This window comes from Enterococcus caccae ATCC BAA-1240 (assembly GCF_000407145.1).
GTDB lineage: Bacteria > Bacillota > Bacilli > Lactobacillales > Enterococcaceae > Enterococcus_L > Enterococcus_L caccae.
The window spans coordinates 267,647-285,005 of sequence record NZ_KE136476.1; the positions used below are offsets into that span (position 1 = coordinate 267,647).

Consider the following 17,359-nt stretch of genomic DNA (forward strand, 5'->3'; position numbering starts at 1 on the left):
ATTCTAGTATCATCCAGCTTATTTTTCTATCAAAAAAATTAGGAATAAAGATGGTAATAACGCGAATAGAGTATATCGATCAAAAATTGAGCCTGGTATGGAGCCGCTTTTTTAATCGAACTTTGACCAAGGTAAAGAACTTCATCGAAGATATTCGCTATTTTCATTTGAACATTTTGGGTAATCAACACAGTGTAGTTAGCGTTTGAAGCCATGTCGAACAAAAGGTCGCTGAATTTTATAAAGTAGTTACCGTCAGTCGAAAGAATAATCACTAGGCTATTTTTCGTCATTTGTTGAAATGCCTTTCGTTGATCCATTCGCCCATTAAAGTAAGTGACGTATTTTCCACAAGAAAATAATAGATATTGAAATTGCTCTAGTAATAATCCAGAAGAATGTGTACCAAAAAAATAGACATCTTCCGTGTCGTGGATTCGTTGGCATAACATATCGATCTGGTTTAAGTCCAGATGATTTTCTAATGATTGAAGTGAGGCAGAGATGTGTTTGATATAAGTGTTGAGTGTCTGCTCTTTAGTTGGTCCATCGATTGTTAATTCAAAATTATTTTTATTGATAAATTTTTTAGTTTCTAACCGATAATCACTAAACGCTTGTTTCAGGTCAGAAAATTTTGAGTACCCTAATTTTTTAGAAAACCTGCTGATACTAGCTGTGGAGGTGAAGCATTCAGCCGCTAGTGACTCAATCGTGATGTCTGGTGTATCATGTCCTACTTTTTTTAATAAGATTCGTGCAATCGTGGTATTGATATTTCCTTCAGTAGTGGAAATAACGAGATCCTGAAGCTTCCCTACAATACTTGTTTTTTCCATTGTTACCTCCTGAATAAGTATGATTATTCAAAGTATAACAGAAAAAAAGGCACTATGAATACGATTTCTTGGTCTGATTAAACATTCTTGATTGTTCACTTTGATCGCAATGGAAAGATTAGTAGATACATATTTTTATCTGGCTATCTTATGTTATAATTTAACTAGTCTTACAAGCGGAAAAGGAGGAGATCCAGTGGCAAAAAAATTTACGACCCCATATGAAGTAGCTTATTATGATGGCGATATTACAAGAAAAATGACGATTCCGTCAATGTTAGCGGTTGTGATCAAAACATCCGAAGAACAAAGCGATGCCTTAGAGAGAGGAAGCGATTTTGTTGCGTCATTCGGACTTGGCTGGGTCATTACCAACTACGAAATCCATATCACGCGTTTACCTAAAGTGGGAGAAAAACTGGCTATAACAACACAAGCCATCGCGTATAATAAATATTTTTGTTATCGAAACTTTTGGATTCATGATGAAGCAGGCAATGAGTGTGTACTGATTAAGTCAACTTTTGTCTTGATGGATAAAGTGAACCGTAAAATGAGCAGCGTCTTGCCAGAAATTATTGAGCCGTATGAAAGTGAAAAAATCAAGAAAATCTATCGTAGCGAAAAAATTGAAAAAGTTGAAAAGGGTGAATTTTCACCGTATCGTGTGCGCTATTTTGATATAGATGGCAATCAACATGTGAATAATGCTATTTACTTCAACTGGTTACTCGATGTATTAGGATATGATTTCCTTAGCACTTATGAACCGACATTTATCAATGTGAAATTTGATAAAGAAGTAGAATACGGTCAAGTTGTAGAAAGTCATTATGAAACGCTGGACACAGATGAGGGCAAAATAACAAGACATGAAATTCGAATTGATGGTCAAACATATTGTGAAGCGAACATGAAATGGAAAAAAAGCGAATAGAATCATAAAATCTTGTCATTTTTGACTGAGACAACTTTTTGTTTTGTCTTGGTCTTTTTTAGTATAAAATAAACAGATAGGGAACCGATTTTAACAGTTGTACATAATAACTTGAACAAGTAAGGAAAGGATAATAGTGCTATGATACGATTAGGTTTGACTTCTTTTAATGAACATGATAAATTAACCGGAAAAAAGCGTTCAACGTTATATGAATATGCAGGCTACTTACCATTAGTTGAGATGGATACTGCTTATTACGGGATTCCAAAGCAAGACTCAGTTAGAGAATGGACTAAATCCGTTCCTGAAAATTTTCGTTTTGTCATGAAAGTATACAGCGGGATCAGTTGTCAGGGAGAATGGCAGCAGTACTATCAAAGTGAAGAAGAAATGGTTGAAGCGTTTTTAACAAGTATGGCTCCCATGATTGAAAGCGGTAAACTTTTTGCGTTTCTCATTCAATTTTCTGGGACTTTTAGTTGTACAAAGGAAAATGTTCAATACTTAGAAAAAATCCGTCGTTGGTTTACTGGCTGTCCAATTGCTATAGAATTGCGTAATGGCTCATGGTATACGGCGAAATATATTAAACAAACGTTATCATTTATGAAGCATAATGAATTTTCACTGGTTGCAGTTGATGAGCCGCAGATACCTACAAACCCAGTTCCCTTTTTCCCATATGTGACAAATGATCATTTTGCTTTATTCCGTTTTCATGGCCGAAATGCTGCTGGTTGGATGGCAAACGATAAAGATTGGCGTAAAAAGCGTACCTTATATCGTTATAACACTGAAGAAATAGCAGAGTTAAGTGAAGCCGTAGAAAAAGTGGCTCGTGAAGCTAAAGAAATTGGCGTAATCTTTAACAATAATTCTGGTGGTGATGCGGCAGGGAATCTGCTAGAAATGAAGGCAGCACTTAACTTGGAATATGACAATTTAAACCCCAAGCAAATGGATTTGTTTTAATCGAACCAAGATAAAATGAAATAAAGAAAGGGAAAATATGATAAAAGCTATTTTCTTTGATATTGATGGAACGCTGGTCAATAAAAATGCTAAAGCTCTGGAAACAACTAAACGAGCAATTGAGTTGGCACAAAAACAAGGGATCATTTGCGGTGTAGCAACTGGTCGAGGTCCTGTCCATTTAAATCAACAGATTGACAAATTGAATTTGGATGTTTTTGTTACGTATAATGGTCAGTTAGTTTATACAAAAGATGAAACGATCCGAGCCAATTCTTTTTCTGTTGATGTATTAAGGAACATTGTGGCATTTTCCGATGAACATCATCGTCAAATCATGTTTGGTTCAAAGGACAGCTTAGAAGGCAGCTCGCTGATGCGTTTTGGCCAAAAAAAGTGGGCTAAAAGACTTACTCGATTTTTACCTAAACAGTTTCCGGTGACACTTGCAAAAAATCTAGTCAGTAGATTTTCACTGCACAGAAAAGATCAACGGTACCATGATCTTGCTATTTTGAAAGAACCGATTTATCAATGTGTTCTTTTAAGTGCAATGTCAGAAGAACGATTTTTAAAAGAACAATTGCCAGATTGCCAGTTTACTCGTTCTAACCCTTATACTGTAGATATTATTCCATCAGGTGGTTCTAAATTAGTGGGAATCCAGCAATGTATTGAACACTTTGGTATTTCGTTAGAAGAAGTAATGGCTTTTGGTGATAGCTGGAATGACTTGGAAATGTTGAGTCATGTTGGTTTTGGTATAGCAATGGGCAACGCTGAGGAAGAAATCAAAAAAGCCGCTAAATATGTAACGAAAAGCAATGAAGAAGACGGCATTTATCAAGCATTGAGATACTATGATGTGATTAGATAGTGTTAGGATTCCCTACCATATGGCAAACTTGCCTATTTTATGTATATATTCTTAATAAAAAGGAGGCTTTTTATGAAAATCGATAATCCATTTGAAAAAGCGGAAGCATTTCATGAAAAATTTGATAATAGAAAACCTGCAATCCCAACACCATTTTCTGCTAAGCAAGCATCAGATCGAGCGGGCTTTAAAGTGGAAGAGTTAGTTGAATTTTTGTATGGATCAGCGAATAATGATCCAGTAGTTTTTAAAGACTTAGTGAATCAGTTGAAAGCAGCCGTTGATCAGGCTGAGGAAAAAGTCCTTAGCAAGCAAAAGAAAGTAACAGATCCTTTGGTAGAACAAGTGGATGCCTTGATCGACCTGTTGTATTTCACTTATGGCTCATTCTCATTATTAGGTGTAGAACCCACTGAAGTTTTCTCAATCGTTCATGAAGCCAACATGGGGAAAATTTTCCCGGATGGAAAACCGCATTATCATCCAGTCACACATAAAGTGATGAAGCCGGATAATTGGGAAGCTGATTTTGCGCCTGAGCCAAAAATCAAAGCTGAATTAGATCGTCAGAAAAAAGCGGCTGAAACAAATGAATCATGAGCGATAGAAAAAAGGACGGGTGTGGAACAAAAGTGAAAATCACTTTTGTCCCACACCCTAAATGCGAGTAAACGGTGGAAGCAGAAGCAATCCCTTTGGAAATAAGCTTCTGTTCCATCCTCATCCTTTATTTTTATCATGAAAGGTTAATCGAAATGTGCCCAAAAGTTTTTTTGATAATGATGGATCCACAGAATAGTCATAAGTACGATAAGCCCTAAAACACATAAATTTAATGGCCAAAATGGCAAATACATAGCTGCAAAACCATAAATGACCAAAACAATCAAACTACCAAAAATCGATCCTAACATTGTTATAACTAATCCTATATTTCCAGCCCCACGATTAAACAATTGGCTGATACTGGTCCATTCTAGTAAGATAAAACGATAGTCTCTTGCAAAAAAACGCAGACAAAGTAGATAACTTCCTAACAATGCCCCTGCAACTAAAACAAAACCAAAGAGAAGTGATAATTGTAAGAGAACGCTAGCAATCACTGCTATTCCACCAGTCAAGATAATCTGAATAACGAGACCAACTAAAAATTTTTTCTGCATATAATTAGACATTGAGATCGGTAAAGATCGTATAAAATGGAAATTTTCTTGATCAAGAGAAATCAGATTACTAATAAAAGAAGTCTGGTTGATTGTCATCAAAGCCAACGCAATTCCAGCTAAAAAGACCACCCCAATAAAACGGATATCTAAATGATTTAACGTTAAAGAGCCGCCAAACGCAAATGTAACGATAAAAATGACTGGCATCAACAATGAATTTGATAATACTTGCATAATTAAGTTGGGTTCTTTCAATAACTGTCTATTATAACTGATCAACAACTGCCTCAAATTTTGATTTACTTTATGTTTTCGGCGTTGAGCACCTTTGGCAGTTGTTGCATCTGTAAGTTGTTCATAAAGTTTTGGTAAAATCAGTACTTTCACTGCTAACATTAAAAGTAGAAGTATACCTAGTAATCCAACCAAACTAAGTAAGCCAGATGTTGAAAAGGGATTGGATATAATCTGAAATAGTGGTAATAAAACAGTAATCGGATTTCGATCCATTTGGCCTGCTTCAGAATAAGAACCTTGCCCATTCATAAAAAGTATTCCCACAATGGCAATGGTCATAGAAATTCCTAACAATAAACTAGTAACAATTTTTTTATGTTCTTTGAAAAATTTCGTTCGAGTCAATCCAAATACGATCAAACAGCAGATTGCAAAGACTGTAGTTAAAACTAATAAAAAAAGCAAAATCGCCAAAATAATGGTCACTGGCAAAAACAGACCAGCTCGCCAACCAGTCAGCAAGAACACGACCAACATTGGAAAAACAAAAGGTGTAACAGTTAAAGCAACAACCAAAATTTTTGCCGTAAAAATCATACTTTGCTTAAACGGTAGAGGTAAATATGCTGGTAAGTCCTGACTTTCAAAGAAGACATTATAAATGACAGAAATTCCTTGTGAAAAGGCTAAAATACTAAATAAGGCTACGTAATAAGTAAAGAAACCTGGCATTTGACTAAAATCAATCAGAAACATTGTTACACCATAGATAAGTAAAAATAAAAAACCAGAAAGTAAATATTGATTGATCAAGGACCGTGTCAAAGCTTTTCCACTTTTCCCTTTTCTTCGAGCTCGATCTGTTACTTGAGGATTGGCATATCGTAAGTTTACTCGTGTTAATTCAAACAATTGAGTTTTATTCATTCGTCTCACCTTCAATACGTTCTAATAATTGTGTATCTGATTGACGACCCGCCATCTTCAAATAAATAGCTTCTAAAGATTCATCTGGAGATTGCGCTAATAAATTATCAACAGAACCATTGTAAATGAGTTCGCCTTTTTTTAAAATCGCCAATTGATCACATAGTTGCTGTGCTGTATCTAAGGCATGTGTTGAGAAAATAACTGTTTTCCCTTTTGCTGCATGAGCTTTCATCATTTGTTTCAAGTCAAAGGCAGCTTGGGGATCTAATCCTTGTAGCGGTTCATCTAAAATCCAAACATCAGGATCAGGCAATAACGCACCGATGATAATCGTTTTTTGCCGCATTCCATGAGAAAAACTAGCTAACGTTTCATCTTGATGACTCAACATATCAAATAAAGAAGCTAACTCGCTCAAACGAGTCTGTTTTTGTGTTTCGTCAAGTTCATAAGCAGCACCAATCAAATCCCAGTATTCACCTGCTGTTAACTGCAAAAAGATATCTGGGGTGTCAGGGACATACGCAATTTTTTGTTTGATTGCTTGTCGATTTTCCGATAATTCTAGACCGTCCACTTTGATTGAACCGCTAGAAGGTTGAATGATGCTGACTAAACTTTTGATCGTTGTCGATTTACCCGCCCCATTGTGCCCCAAAAATCCAAAAATTTCTCCCTGTTTAATTGTTAGATTCAGACCCTTTAATGCTTGTTTTGTTCCATAGTTTTTACTAACGCCTACCAATTCTATCACGTTGTTTCCCACCTTTTCATATGTAGTAGATTGTTTTTATTGTACCCCAGTCTTATGCTGATGAGAATGCTTTCTTAAAAAAAACACAGAAAGTGCCAGATTTGGCGTTTCTGTGTTTCCTAGTTGATCAATCTTCAAAAAATGTTTTATATAAGGCTTGGATCGCTTTTTTCTCCTGATCTTCTTGAATTCCAAACATAATGCTGACCTCTGAAGAACCTTGGTTGATCATCTCCAAGTTGATTTTATTAAAAGCCAAGGCTGCAGTACTATCGGCCATGACACCGATTCGTTGGCGCATTCCTTCACCCACCACCATTAACATAGATAAGCCATGGGTGATCCGTAATTCATCTGGTTCTAGCTCAAGTTCTAATCGTTTCATCAATTCTTCTTCGATATCAATTGTGAGCTGACGTTCCCTTAAAATGATTGAAATATCATCGATCCCAGAAGGCATGTGTTCATAACTAAGCCCCAATTCTTCAAGAATCTGCAACAAACGACGTCCAAATCCAAGTTCTCTATTCATTAGATATTTGCTGATATAAATACTAGCAAAACCTTGGTCACTGGCAATTCCAACAACAGGATCGTGTTTAACTGTTCTGGAAGTTGTGATCAATGTACCAGGATGTTCAGGATTATTTGTATTTTTGATAACTACAGGAATATTAGCACGGTAAGCAGGCATCAATGCTTCATCATGTAGAACGGCAAAACCAGCATAAGCTAATTCTCGCATTTCTCGATATGTCAGTTCTTTGATTGTTTTAGGTTCATGGATGATTCCAGGATGAGCAACAAAAATACCATTGACATCCGTAAAGTTTTCATAAATATCAGCTTCCACACCAGCTGCAACGATCGATCCTGTGATATCAGATCCCCCTCTGGAAAATGTACATATATCTCCTGCTTCTGTAAAGCCAAAGAAACCAGGGATCACTAAGATTTCATCCGTTGATTTAGATCGATTGATCTTACTTAAAGAAGAAGGCAAAATACGGGCATTACCAGGTTCGTCTGACACGATGAGTCCAAGATCCTTTGGGTTTTTATAGCGAGCCTTTAGTCCACGTTGTTGGAAAAAAGAAGCAACTAATTTTGCATTGTTATCCTCACCGCTTGCGAGAAAGGCATCGAAAAGATGCGGATTATTATCTTTGGGCAAAGTAGATAACTTTTGGATAGCTTGTTGAATATCATCTAAAATTTCTTTTCCAATCGCTAACTCCTCTAAAATCCCTTCATAACGACTAACGATTTTCTCAATAATTTCGCTCGTATTTTCACTATTTAAATAGGCATTATAGTAAGCAATCAGTAAATCTGTTACTTTTGTGTCATCAGAAGAACGCTTACCAGGAGCTGAAACAACGATAAACTTTCGTGAAACGTCTTCTTTTACGATTTGCAAAACTTTTTCTAATTGTGTAGCGGATGCTAGCGAACTGCCTCCAAATTTTGTGACTTTCACTTTTTTCACTCCTAATTTTAATATATTTTTCATTATAATAGTAAAAGAATACCGAAAGATGGTCAGAAAAGCAACTGCAAAAATGATAATTATTTGTTCTTTTCAGTAGTTTTTCAACAAATTTCTTCATTTTTTTTCAAACTTTTGTTAGACTGGTAGAGCTGAATAAGAATAGTCAAAAAAGGAGCACCAAAATGACGCAAGAATATAAAGGAATAATTTTCGATATGGACGGGGTTCTTGTTGATAGCGAAGCGTTTTATTATCAGCGCAGAAAAGCATTCCTTAAAGAATATGATCTATCCATTGAACAGATTCCTGTTTCATTATTTATCGGAGCTGATATGCGAAGCTTATGGGAGATCATACTTGAATCTAACGATACGGCTTATGATGAAGCCTATTTGAGCGAACGTTATCATCAATATAAAGCAGAACATCCAATCGACTACAGAGGGTTGATCGATCCAGATGCAAAACGAGTGTTGCAGTTTTTTAAAAGAAAAGGCTACAAAATCGGTTTGGCATCCTCCTCAACGATGAATGTGATTCAAGAAGTATTGAAAGTAGGCCAACTAACGAGCTACTTTGATGCGATCATAAGTGGCACTCAATTTAAGAAAAGTAAACCATCGCCAGAAATATATGAATACACAGCGCAAGAATTAGGAGTCGATCCTAAGGACTGTTTGGCAATTGAAGACTCTGAAAAGGGGATCCGCTCAGCCTACGATGCAGGAACAACAGTGTGGGCATTGAAAGATACTCGCTTTGGGATGGATCAGCAATTAGCAGATTTAAAACTTAATACATTGAGCGATGTGTGTAAAAAGTTGCAAAAGAGAGCGAAAATCGGTTAAACTAACTAATAGTCGGCATAGATTTGTGACAATCATACAAAGTCAAAACATTTCTTAAAAATTTACAAATTGTTAGTGCTTGATCGACTGGTTTGTGATATAATTTTCTGTAGGTGTTTTTAAGGAAATTTAAGTAGATAAGAGAATAGTGTAACTGTAGATAGAGGCATTTTTGTTATTTATCAATCGTTACATATCATATATGGACTAATAAACGGAGGAACCATGGATGAAGAATAATCTGATCATTATCGTAGTTTTAGCTATAATAATCATCGCAGCAGTTTTGTATTTAGTTGGTTATTTTATGAGAAAGAAAAATCAAATGAAACTCGATGATCTGGAAAAGAGGAAAGAAGCACTGTTCGACTTGCCGGTGATCGAAGAGGTCGATGATGTCAAAAAGATGCACATGGTTGGTCAAAGTCAGAACACGTTTAGAGAATGGAATCAACGTTGGACCGAGATTTCTACTCGTTCTTTTGCAGAGTTAGAAAGTCAGATTTTTGAAGTTGAAAATTTAAATGAAACCTTCCGTTTTATGAAAGCGAAAAAAGCAGTTGCTGAAGCTGATGAAACAATGGCTGAGATGGAATCAGAAGTTGAAATCATCCGTAACGGATTAAAAGAATTGCGTGAAAGTGAAGAACGTAACTCGCTTGAAGTGCAAAAAGCTTTGGATGTTTACGAAGAGATCAGTAAATTACTTCATGATGAAAAATCAGAATTTGGTTCTGCCTATCCTGAACTGCAGAAACAAATTAAAAATATCGAAATCGAATTTACTCAATTTGTTACATTGAATACTTCAGGAGATCCAATCGAAGCGCGTGAAGTATTAGAGAACGCCGAACGTCACACTTATGAGCTAGACGATGTGATGAAACGTATTCCGCCGCTTTACGACGAATTAAACAGAACGTTCCCAGATCAATTAAAAGAGATTGAAGAAGGATACAAACGTCTGCTTGCAGATCATTATGTTTTCCCTGAAAAGAATTTCGAAGAAGAATTAAGACGTGTTCAAAAACGTGTGAAAAATTCAACAGTTGATTTAGAAAAAACAGAAGTCGATGCAGTAGAAGTTGCAAACCGTGATACTGCAAACGCAATCGACGCTTTGTACGAAATCATGGAGCGTGAGATTAATGCGAAGAAATATGTGATCACAAATCGCAAAGTCGTAGGTGACTATATTGCCCATGCATTAAAAAATAATCGTCAATTGATGATCGAATTAGATCATACTTCACAAAGCTACACATTAAATCACAACGAGTTAGGGCGTTCAAGAGGTTTCCAAACAGAGATCGAAGAATTGATTCGCCGTTATGAAGATTTCGAACCAAAAATGAAAGAACATACAGTTCCATATTCAGAAGTACAAGCATTCTTTAAAGACTGCTACAAGATCTTGGATGATATCGAAAATCAACAAGTTGAAATCGATGATTCATTAAAAGAATTACGAAAAGGTGAAAAAGCTGCCCAAGAAAAAGTCGATCAATATGATTTCCGTTTGCGCAATATCAAACGTTATGTTGAAAAACAACGTTTGCCTGGATTACCAGCTGACTACTTGGAATTCTTCTTCGTCGCAACAGACCGTATCGAAGAATTAAGTAAAGCCTTGAACCGCATCCGTATCAATATGGAAGAAATCAAAAAAATATCTGATCTTTGTAACGAAGATTTGGAATTACTAGATAAGAAAACCAACGATTTAGTAAACTCTGCGGCATTAACAGAACAAATGATGCAATATGCAAATCGTTATCGTCATACACATGAAGCAATTCGTGTAGCGATGGAAAACAGTTTAGAACTATTTTCAAAAGAATATAGATATCAAGATGCTCTAGATGAAATTGGTACAGCACTTGAACGAGTAGAACCAGGAGCATTTAGAAGAATTGAAGATTTTTATTTCAACAATCTTGATGCAATGTAAAAGAGAGCTGATAAAAAAGGCGAGACAATGGTCTCGTCTTTTTGTTTCTATTTATATTGAACGATTTCTGATTGTTTGGTTGAACTACTAAAATAGAAAGTATATAATAGGAAAGAATTTCAAAAGAAGAAGGTTTTTTAGATGATATATTTTGATAATAGTGCAACAACTCCGATTTATCCTCAAGCTTTAGATACATATGTAAAAGTCAGTCAACGAATTATTGGGAATCCATCAAGTCTACATGACCTAGGTAATCAAGCTAATCGTCTGATGGAGCAAGCTCGTAAGCAAATTGCCGATTTGATTCACGTGAAGCAACATGAGATTTTTTTTACAAGTGGCGGAACTGAAGGAGATAATTGGGTATTAAAAGGCACCGCAATAGAGAAACAAACATTTGGTCGACATATTATTATTTCAAATATTGAGCATCCCGCCGTTTCTGAAACAGCAAGACAGCTAGCTGAAAATGGGTTTGAACTATCAATTGCTCCAGTTGACGAACGTGGATTTGTAAAAGTTGAAGAATTAGCTAAACTGATTCGCAAAGATACGATCCTTGTTTCGATTATGGCAGTGAATAATGAGATAGGATCGATTCAACCAATTCAAGCAATTAGTAATTGTTTAGCTGATTATCCAACGGTTCATTTTCATGTGGATGCAGTTCAGGCGATTGGCAAAGTCTCTCAAGAACAATGGTTAACACCTCGTGTTGATTTCGCAACATTTTCTGCCCATAAATTTCATGGACCAAGAGGCGTAGGGTTTATTTATTGGAAACATGGACGTAAACTTGCACCGCTTCTAAATGGTGGTGGTCAAGAAAATGATCAAAGAAGTGGAACTGAAAATGTTGCTGGAATTGTTGCCATGGCGAAAGCGCTACGTTTATATATGGATAAAAAAACAGAAAAACCAGAACATACTGCAAAAATCCGTCGCTATTTGATCGAAGCCTTACAAGAATATCCCAACGTAACGGTTTTTTCAAAAGAGACCACAGATTTTGCACCGCATATTTTATGTTTTGCTTTAAAAGGAATTCGCGGGGAAGTACTTGTACATGCGCTGGAAGAAAAACAAATTTATACCTCGACAACAAGTGCCTGTTCTAGTCGAAAAAAAATCGCTAGCAGTACGTTACACGCAATGAAAGTTCCAGATTCAATTGCTACCTCAGCTATTAGGGTCAGCTTAGATGAAAGCAATACGGTTGCAGAAGCAGAGCAATTTATGATTATCTTTAACCAATTATATAAAAAGTTTTTGGTGTTAAATGGATAACAATGAAATTTTAGCGTGTGAAAATGGTAGGACTAGATGATTTAGTTACAAATAAAGTATTCTCATGGTAAAAAATAAGGACTGTAACTGTTTATTTTTTACCATGGAAAACAAATTATGGTTGTTAAAGGAATAGAAGCCCAAAATCTTGTAGAAGATTTACAAAAGGCTGCGAAGGAAGAACAACAATAGTTACTTGCAAGAATAACTTTTAATTTTAAACGAGGAAATGAACGACTGGCTAAGAGAAGTTCAAAAAATCGAACTTAATAGAAAAGGACTGAAAAATTGTGAACTATACTGAAATAATGGTTCGCTACGGCGAACTTTCAACGAAAGGGAAAAATAGAAAAATATTTATTTCCCAACTAGCACAAAATGTTAAAAGAGTATTGGGTGATTTTCCTGCTGTCAAAATTCACGCTGATCGAGATCGGATGCATCTGATATTAAATGGTGAAGATAGTGCTCAAATCTTACCTAAGCTGGAAAAAGTCTTCGGTATTCAAAACTTTTCTCCTAGTGTCCGTGTGGAAAAAACAATGCCAGCGATTCGTGAAATGGTTCAAACTATTATCAAATCTGCCTATCAGCCTGGACAAACGTTTAAAATCACTTCAAAACGTTCAGATCATAGTTTTGAGCTGGATACGAATGAATTGAATAGAGAACTTGGTGGTGCTGTGTTTGAAGTTTTCCCTGAAATCGCTGTACAAATGAAAAAACCAAATATCGAAATTCGTGTGGAAATTCGTAAAGAAGGGGCTTATCTTTCATATGAAACGATTCGTGGAGCTGGCGGTTTACCTGTTGGAACAAGTGGTCGTGGTATGTTGATGCTTTCGGGTGGGATTGATTCACCAGTAGCTGGTTATTTATCAATGAAACGTGGGGTAGAAGTTGAAGCTGTTCATTTTGCTAGCCCACCGTATACAAGTGAGCAGGCTTTACAAAAAGCAAAAGATTTGGCAGCAAAAATCGCGCCATACGGAGGCAGTATCCAATTTATTGAAGTGCCTTTCACTGAAATTCAAGAAGAAATCAAACGAGTTGTGCCAGAAGGATACTTAATGACTGTGACACGTCGAATGATGTTGCGTTTGACTGATGCGATACGTGTTGCGAGAAAAGGCTTAGTAATCATCAATGGTGAGTCATTAGGACAAGTGGCGTCGCAAACATTACAAAGCATGGTCGCAATCAATGAAGTAACGACAACACCGATTATTCGACCAGTTGTGGCAATGGATAAAGGTGAAATCATTGAAATTGCTGAAAAAATCGATACATTTGAATTAGCAATCCAACCCTTTGAAGATTGCTGTACAATTTTTGCCCCACCCCAACCAAAAACTAGACCAAAACTAGAAAAAGCGCAAGCTTATGAAGCACGTTTGGATATTGAAGGGTTGATGGCTCGTTCAATGGCAGGATTGAAAGTTAGTGAAATAACTGAACGAAATGAACAAAACGAAGAATTTTCTGATTTCTTATAAAGGTTGAAAGAACAGACTTGATAACGCTATCGAATCTGTTCTTTTTTATTAGGTTTTTCTAATATCTGCTATTTTTTTCACAAAGAAGTTGCTCACATACCCTAAGCATGCTAAACTATATATGTGAAATAAGTAACAAGGGGGCTAGAATAATGAAAGAAGTACATAAAGAAAAAGCAATGCCAAAAGCAACAGCTAAACGTTTACCATTGTATTTACGCTATTTAAAAATGTTAGGTGATTCTGGTGTAACTCGAATCAAGTCAAGGGAATTCAGTGACGTGATCCAAGTACCATCAGCTACCATTCGTCGTGATTTTTCGCACTTAGGTGAGTTGGGTCGAAGCGGGTATGGCTATGATGTACCTTATTTAATTGACGTATTTAGCCATATTTTAAATACCCAGGAAGAAAAACGTATTGCTTTAGTTGGTTGTGGTAATTTAGGTAAAGCATTGGTGAAAAATAATTTTCGCAGAAATGAAAATCTGAATATTGTCTGTGCATTTGATACGGAAGAGGATCTTGTGGGATTAGCAATAGACGATGTTACTATTCAGCCAATGGAAAATTTAGCAGAAGAAGTCAAAAAAACAGGTGTAACCGTTGCGATATCCACGGTGCCAAGTCAATACGCACAAGAAGCGATTGATAAAATTGTAGATGCAGGAATCACTGCGATTTTGAATTTTGCACCAGATCGTGTTACTGTACCACATAATGTGAATGTTCAGTATATTGATTTAACAACAGAATTGCAGACTTTGATTTATTTTGATGAAACATTCACGAGTAAATAAGGCTAGAAAGCAAGAACTTTGTCATCTGATCCCCCTTCCTCTATACTAAGTAGAGATAGACAAAATTAATTTGTTGAGTTTTAGAAACTTAAATATATAGTTTCGTGAGCCTGTCTTTCAGAAAAAGATAAAATATGAATGTGGTAGAAATCGCCGTAGTTATATTTTCCTATTTTTCGTTAATACTAAGTGGCTCATTCAGCTTTTAAATTAAAGGAGGAAGACAATGATGAAAGTAACAAAAAAAGGCGAAGAAGTAGAAATCATTGGTGTACAACCTGAAGTTGGTGACCAAGCACCAGAATTCTCATTAAAAAATTTAAAAGACGAGATGGTAAATCTATCCGATTTTGCGGGGTTACCAGTTTTGATTAGTGTTGTGCCAGACATTGACACGAGAATTTGTTCCTTACAAACAAAACGTTTCAATCAAGAAGCAGCAAATGTTGAAGGTGTAAAATTCATCACGATATCCAACAATACAAAAGAAGAGCAAGCCAATTGGTGTGCGGCTGAAGGTGTTGATATGGAAATTTTACATGATACAGAAGGAACTTTTGGAGAAGCATATGGTTTATTTATCCCTGAAATGGGCCGTTTAGCTCGTGGGATTTTTGTGATTGATAAAGATGGAACGCTTGTTTATGAAGCAATTTCTACAGAAATTGCGGAAGAACCAGATTATGCAGCTGCTTTGGATAAAATAGCAAGTATCTTGTAGTGAATATAAAAATCAGTCGTATAATTTTAAAATAATCGATTTTTTAAGTAGGTGGAACCTGTATTTTGGTTTCCACTTACTTTTTTTGTTTATAGCTATATCGGTGGAGGCTTGCTTCCACTTCCATCATTTATTCGCATTTAGGGTGGGGGACAAAAGTAATTTTTACTTTTGTCCCCCACCCGTAAACTCTTTTCATGTCCGTCATTTTCGTTTATTTGTTCTTTCTATTTTATAAAATAGTTGAAATTAATTATAAAATGTTGGTTATTTATGTTAAAATTAAATTTAGAAAAAAGGATTAGGAGGACGAAAATGGCTGAAAGAGTTATAAGTACGGCAAATTTAAGTGCAATAGAAAATAATTTATCTGCTATTCATAATAATATTGATGCAATGAATGGAATGATTTCTACAGTAGATGGAAATGTACAAGTTGTCTATCAAGAATTGGCTGAATTGGCGAAAGAATTTCATGACTACGTACAACAAGCCAATAAACAACATAAGTTAGAATTGGCAGAAACTAGATTAGTAAAAATTAGGCAAGAAATTGAAAAGAAATTTGGTCACTATGGAGAAATTCGCAGAACAGCAACAGGTGTTTTACAAGCAGATGATTTAGAGATTGTAAGAAAAGAGACTATAGAAACCGCAACGGAAGAGTTGATGTTATCAGCACCAGGATATTGGTTAGCCCCCTGTTTAGTTGCAGTTTCAGCGTGGATAAGTAACAAACAAGAATTAGCAGAAAGAGCAATTAAGGAAGCGATTCGCCGAGATGATGAGAAGACATCTTTGTTATTTGCTTTAGTTTGTCGAAGAGCAGATAGAAAAGCTGCTAGTTTGAAATGGACACAACGTTATTTTGCAAATCAAAATGAAGAAGAGTTGAACAGAGAAACGATTATTATTATCGATGCCTTTGCAAGTGGATTACTGGGTGTGGACACTGAAGGGATGATAGCAAGGCAATTAATGGATTGGCTTGAAAATATATCTGCTAAAGCTGGCTTTGAAGAACAGCTGATCGTGCAATGGTCTGAGGCGATTAAACTACATACGCCAGTTGAAACGACTTCAAATTATCCGTATTTAAAGAAATATAGTTCAACTTGGCTTGAACTAGAAGCTGTATTAAAAGGAGCACATTTACATGAAGTGATCTTGGACTACTTTCAAGGGATTTTCAACAAAGAAGCTTCCAAGAAAAAGTTAGTAGAGCAATTAGATGATATCCTTTTTACATTGGTTAGTGAATTTGATGAGGAAGAACTTCCGTTTAGACAGAAAGAAAGATTAAATGAACTAATAATTGACCATAATGGTGACGAAGAGGCAGCTAAAAGAGGAATTCAGGTAGAAGAAACGAATTTTACTGTTAAGAAAGATTTTTCACAATTGCTGACGGATGCTGCTATGAAGCCAGAAAATTCTGGCGCAAGTGTTTCCACTCAAAAATTTGCAATTGCATTATCAAAAAATTGGATCATCAATGCTTATAATGACGTCGCAGCAGAAAATAGGGCCAAAGTTCCAACTAAAATTCAGTGTGAAGTAAATAAATTTATTTTTATATCAACTGATGGTAGTGGTGAACAAGAGGTACTTGCAGATTATGAACAGTTTATCTCATCTAAAAGAGATGAAAAGCTTGCAAGTTTAGTCTTACCAGTTATTCGTGAATATGGGGTACAAATCGGGGCTGTAATCGGTGGAATCGGCTTATTGATGATGATCACAGGTAATCCATTATTTGGAATTTTAGCAGCTATTGCCGGCATTTGGGTGGCAAGTAGCTCGGTCAGTGAGAAAAAGAAGATGACTCAAGTTAGAGCCCAAGTAAAAAGTGAATACGATCAGCAGATTATAACTGGTAAAGAAATTATCCGTGCTATTTTGGCAGAAATTGTTGATTTTAGACAGGAGTTTGAATTGGCTGATGCTAGAGGAAACGAAGTAATCGACTATCTTGAACAAATTTCGCCAGATCAGTATGTACAAAAACTATCAGGATCGATTCGTCGAATAAAAATAGATGAATGA

At 35.9% G+C, this 17,359-nt stretch carries 15 protein-coding genes; 11 read left to right on the forward strand and 4 right to left on the reverse strand.

The window, feature by feature from the left end; all coding sequences use genetic code 11:
• Window positions 1-38 precede the first annotated feature (38 nt).
• The gene (locus I580_RS15700) at window positions 39-839 is read right to left on the reverse strand and encodes a MurR/RpiR family transcriptional regulator (protein WP_010770882.1); all 801 of its coding nucleotides are present in this window, start codon (window positions 837-839) and stop codon (window positions 39-41) included.
• Window positions 840-1,035: 196 nt separating this feature from the next.
• Here I580_RS15700 and I580_RS15705 point away from each other — a divergent pair, with 196 nt between their 5' ends.
• From I580_RS15705 to I580_RS15720, 4 genes are all read left to right on the forward strand, one after another.
• Window positions 1,036-1,776, forward strand: a complete 741-nt coding sequence (locus I580_RS15705; protein WP_010770883.1) for an acyl-ACP thioesterase domain-containing protein — start codon at window positions 1,036-1,038, stop codon at window positions 1,774-1,776.
• 141 nt (window positions 1,777-1,917) lie between these two features.
• The gene (locus I580_RS15710) at window positions 1,918-2,751 is read left to right on the forward strand and encodes a DUF72 domain-containing protein (protein WP_010770884.1); all 834 of its coding nucleotides are present in this window, start codon (window positions 1,918-1,920) and stop codon (window positions 2,749-2,751) included.
• 37 nt (window positions 2,752-2,788) lie between these two features.
• Window positions 2,789-3,628, forward strand: a complete 840-nt coding sequence (locus I580_RS15715) for a Cof-type HAD-IIB family hydrolase (RefSeq protein WP_010770885.1) — start codon at window positions 2,789-2,791, stop codon at window positions 3,626-3,628.
• Window positions 3,629-3,700: 72 nt separating this feature from the next.
• A complete protein-coding gene (locus I580_RS15720) occupies window positions 3,701-4,228 on the forward strand; it encodes a pyrophosphohydrolase domain-containing protein (RefSeq protein WP_010770886.1) in 528 nt (175 codons plus the stop codon).
• 146 nt (window positions 4,229-4,374) lie between these two features.
• Here I580_RS15720 and I580_RS15725 read toward each other — a convergent pair whose 3' ends face one another.
• From I580_RS15725 to I580_RS15735, 3 genes are all read right to left on the reverse strand, one after another.
• Window positions 4,375-5,958 (reverse strand): hypothetical protein, encoded by a 1,584-nt coding sequence (locus I580_RS15725; protein WP_010770887.1) that lies wholly within the window; start codon window positions 5,956-5,958, stop codon window positions 4,375-4,377.
• Window positions 5,951-6,715, reverse strand: coding sequence for an ABC transporter ATP-binding protein (locus I580_RS15730; protein ID WP_010770888.1), 765 nt, complete (start codon window positions 6,713-6,715; stop codon window positions 5,951-5,953). Before I580_RS15730 ends, I580_RS15725 begins: the two co-directional genes overlap by 8 nt.
• 127 nt (window positions 6,716-6,842) lie before the next feature.
• The gene (locus I580_RS15735; protein ID WP_010770889.1) at window positions 6,843-8,195 is read right to left on the reverse strand and encodes an aspartate kinase; all 1,353 of its coding nucleotides are present in this window, start codon (window positions 8,193-8,195) and stop codon (window positions 6,843-6,845) included.
• 194 nt (window positions 8,196-8,389) lie between these two features.
• Here I580_RS15735 and I580_RS15740 point away from each other — a divergent pair, with 194 nt between their 5' ends.
• The 7 genes from I580_RS15740 (at window position 8,390) to I580_RS15770 (ending at window position 17,359) form a co-directional block, all read left to right on the forward strand.
• A complete protein-coding gene (locus I580_RS15740; RefSeq protein ID WP_010770890.1) occupies window positions 8,390-9,055 on the forward strand; it encodes an HAD family hydrolase in 666 nt (221 codons plus the stop codon).
• A gap of 229 nt (window positions 9,056-9,284) precedes the next feature.
• A complete protein-coding gene (gene ezrA / locus I580_RS15745; protein ID WP_010770891.1) occupies window positions 9,285-11,006 on the forward strand; it encodes a septation ring formation regulator EzrA in 1,722 nt (573 codons plus the stop codon).
• A gap of 141 nt (window positions 11,007-11,147) precedes the next feature.
• Window positions 11,148-12,296, forward strand: a complete 1,149-nt coding sequence (locus I580_RS15750; RefSeq protein WP_010770892.1) for a cysteine desulfurase family protein — start codon at window positions 11,148-11,150, stop codon at window positions 12,294-12,296.
• A gap of 290 nt (window positions 12,297-12,586) precedes the next feature.
• Window positions 12,587-13,792 carry a tRNA uracil 4-sulfurtransferase ThiI gene (gene thiI, locus I580_RS15755; RefSeq protein WP_010770893.1) on the forward strand — a complete coding sequence of 402 codons (1,206 nt, stop codon included), beginning with the start codon at window positions 12,587-12,589 and terminating at the stop codon, window positions 13,790-13,792.
• 152 nt (window positions 13,793-13,944) lie between these two features.
• Complete coding sequence (locus I580_RS15760) at window positions 13,945-14,592, forward strand: redox-sensing transcriptional repressor Rex (protein WP_010770894.1); 648 nt, start codon at window positions 13,945-13,947, stop codon at window positions 14,590-14,592.
• Between the two features lie 229 nt (window positions 14,593-14,821).
• Window positions 14,822-15,313, forward strand: a complete 492-nt coding sequence (gene tpx / locus I580_RS15765; protein WP_010770895.1) for a thiol peroxidase — start codon at window positions 14,822-14,824, stop codon at window positions 15,311-15,313.
• A 315-nt stretch (window positions 15,314-15,628) separates the two neighbouring features.
• Complete coding sequence (locus I580_RS15770; protein WP_010770896.1) at window positions 15,629-17,359, forward strand: hypothetical protein; 1,731 nt, start codon at window positions 15,629-15,631, stop codon at window positions 17,357-17,359.

What these genes read in the sequence shown, in the direction of transcription:
- I580_RS15700 (WP_010770882.1), bottom strand. Translation starts at nt 839, where the DNA reads ATGGAAAAAACAAGTATTGTAGGGAAGCTTCAGGATCTCGTTATTTCC.
- I580_RS15710 (WP_010770884.1), top strand. Translation starts at nt 1,918, where the DNA reads ATGATACGATTAGGTTTGACTTCTTTTAATGAACATGATAAATTAACC.
- I580_RS15715 (WP_010770885.1), top strand. Translation starts at nt 2,789, where the DNA reads ATGATAAAAGCTATTTTCTTTGATATTGATGGAACGCTGGTCAATAAA.
- I580_RS15720 (WP_010770886.1), top strand. Translation starts at nt 3,701, where the DNA reads ATGAAAATCGATAATCCATTTGAAAAAGCGGAAGCATTTCATGAAAAA.
- I580_RS15725 (WP_010770887.1), bottom strand. Translation starts at nt 5,958, where the DNA reads ATGAATAAAACTCAATTGTTTGAATTAACACGAGTAAACTTACGATAT.
- I580_RS15740 (WP_010770890.1), top strand. Translation starts at nt 8,390, where the DNA reads ATGACGCAAGAATATAAAGGAATAATTTTCGATATGGACGGGGTTCTT.
- ezrA (WP_010770891.1), top strand. Translation starts at nt 9,285, where the DNA reads ATGAAGAATAATCTGATCATTATCGTAGTTTTAGCTATAATAATCATC.
- I580_RS15750 (WP_010770892.1), top strand. Translation starts at nt 11,148, where the DNA reads ATGATATATTTTGATAATAGTGCAACAACTCCGATTTATCCTCAAGCT.
- I580_RS15760 (WP_010770894.1), top strand. Translation starts at nt 13,945, where the DNA reads ATGAAAGAAGTACATAAAGAAAAAGCAATGCCAAAAGCAACAGCTAAA.
- tpx (WP_010770895.1), top strand. Translation starts at nt 14,822, where the DNA reads ATGAAAGTAACAAAAAAAGGCGAAGAAGTAGAAATCATTGGTGTACAA.
- I580_RS15770 (WP_010770896.1), top strand. Translation starts at nt 15,629, where the DNA reads ATGGCTGAAAGAGTTATAAGTACGGCAAATTTAAGTGCAATAGAAAAT.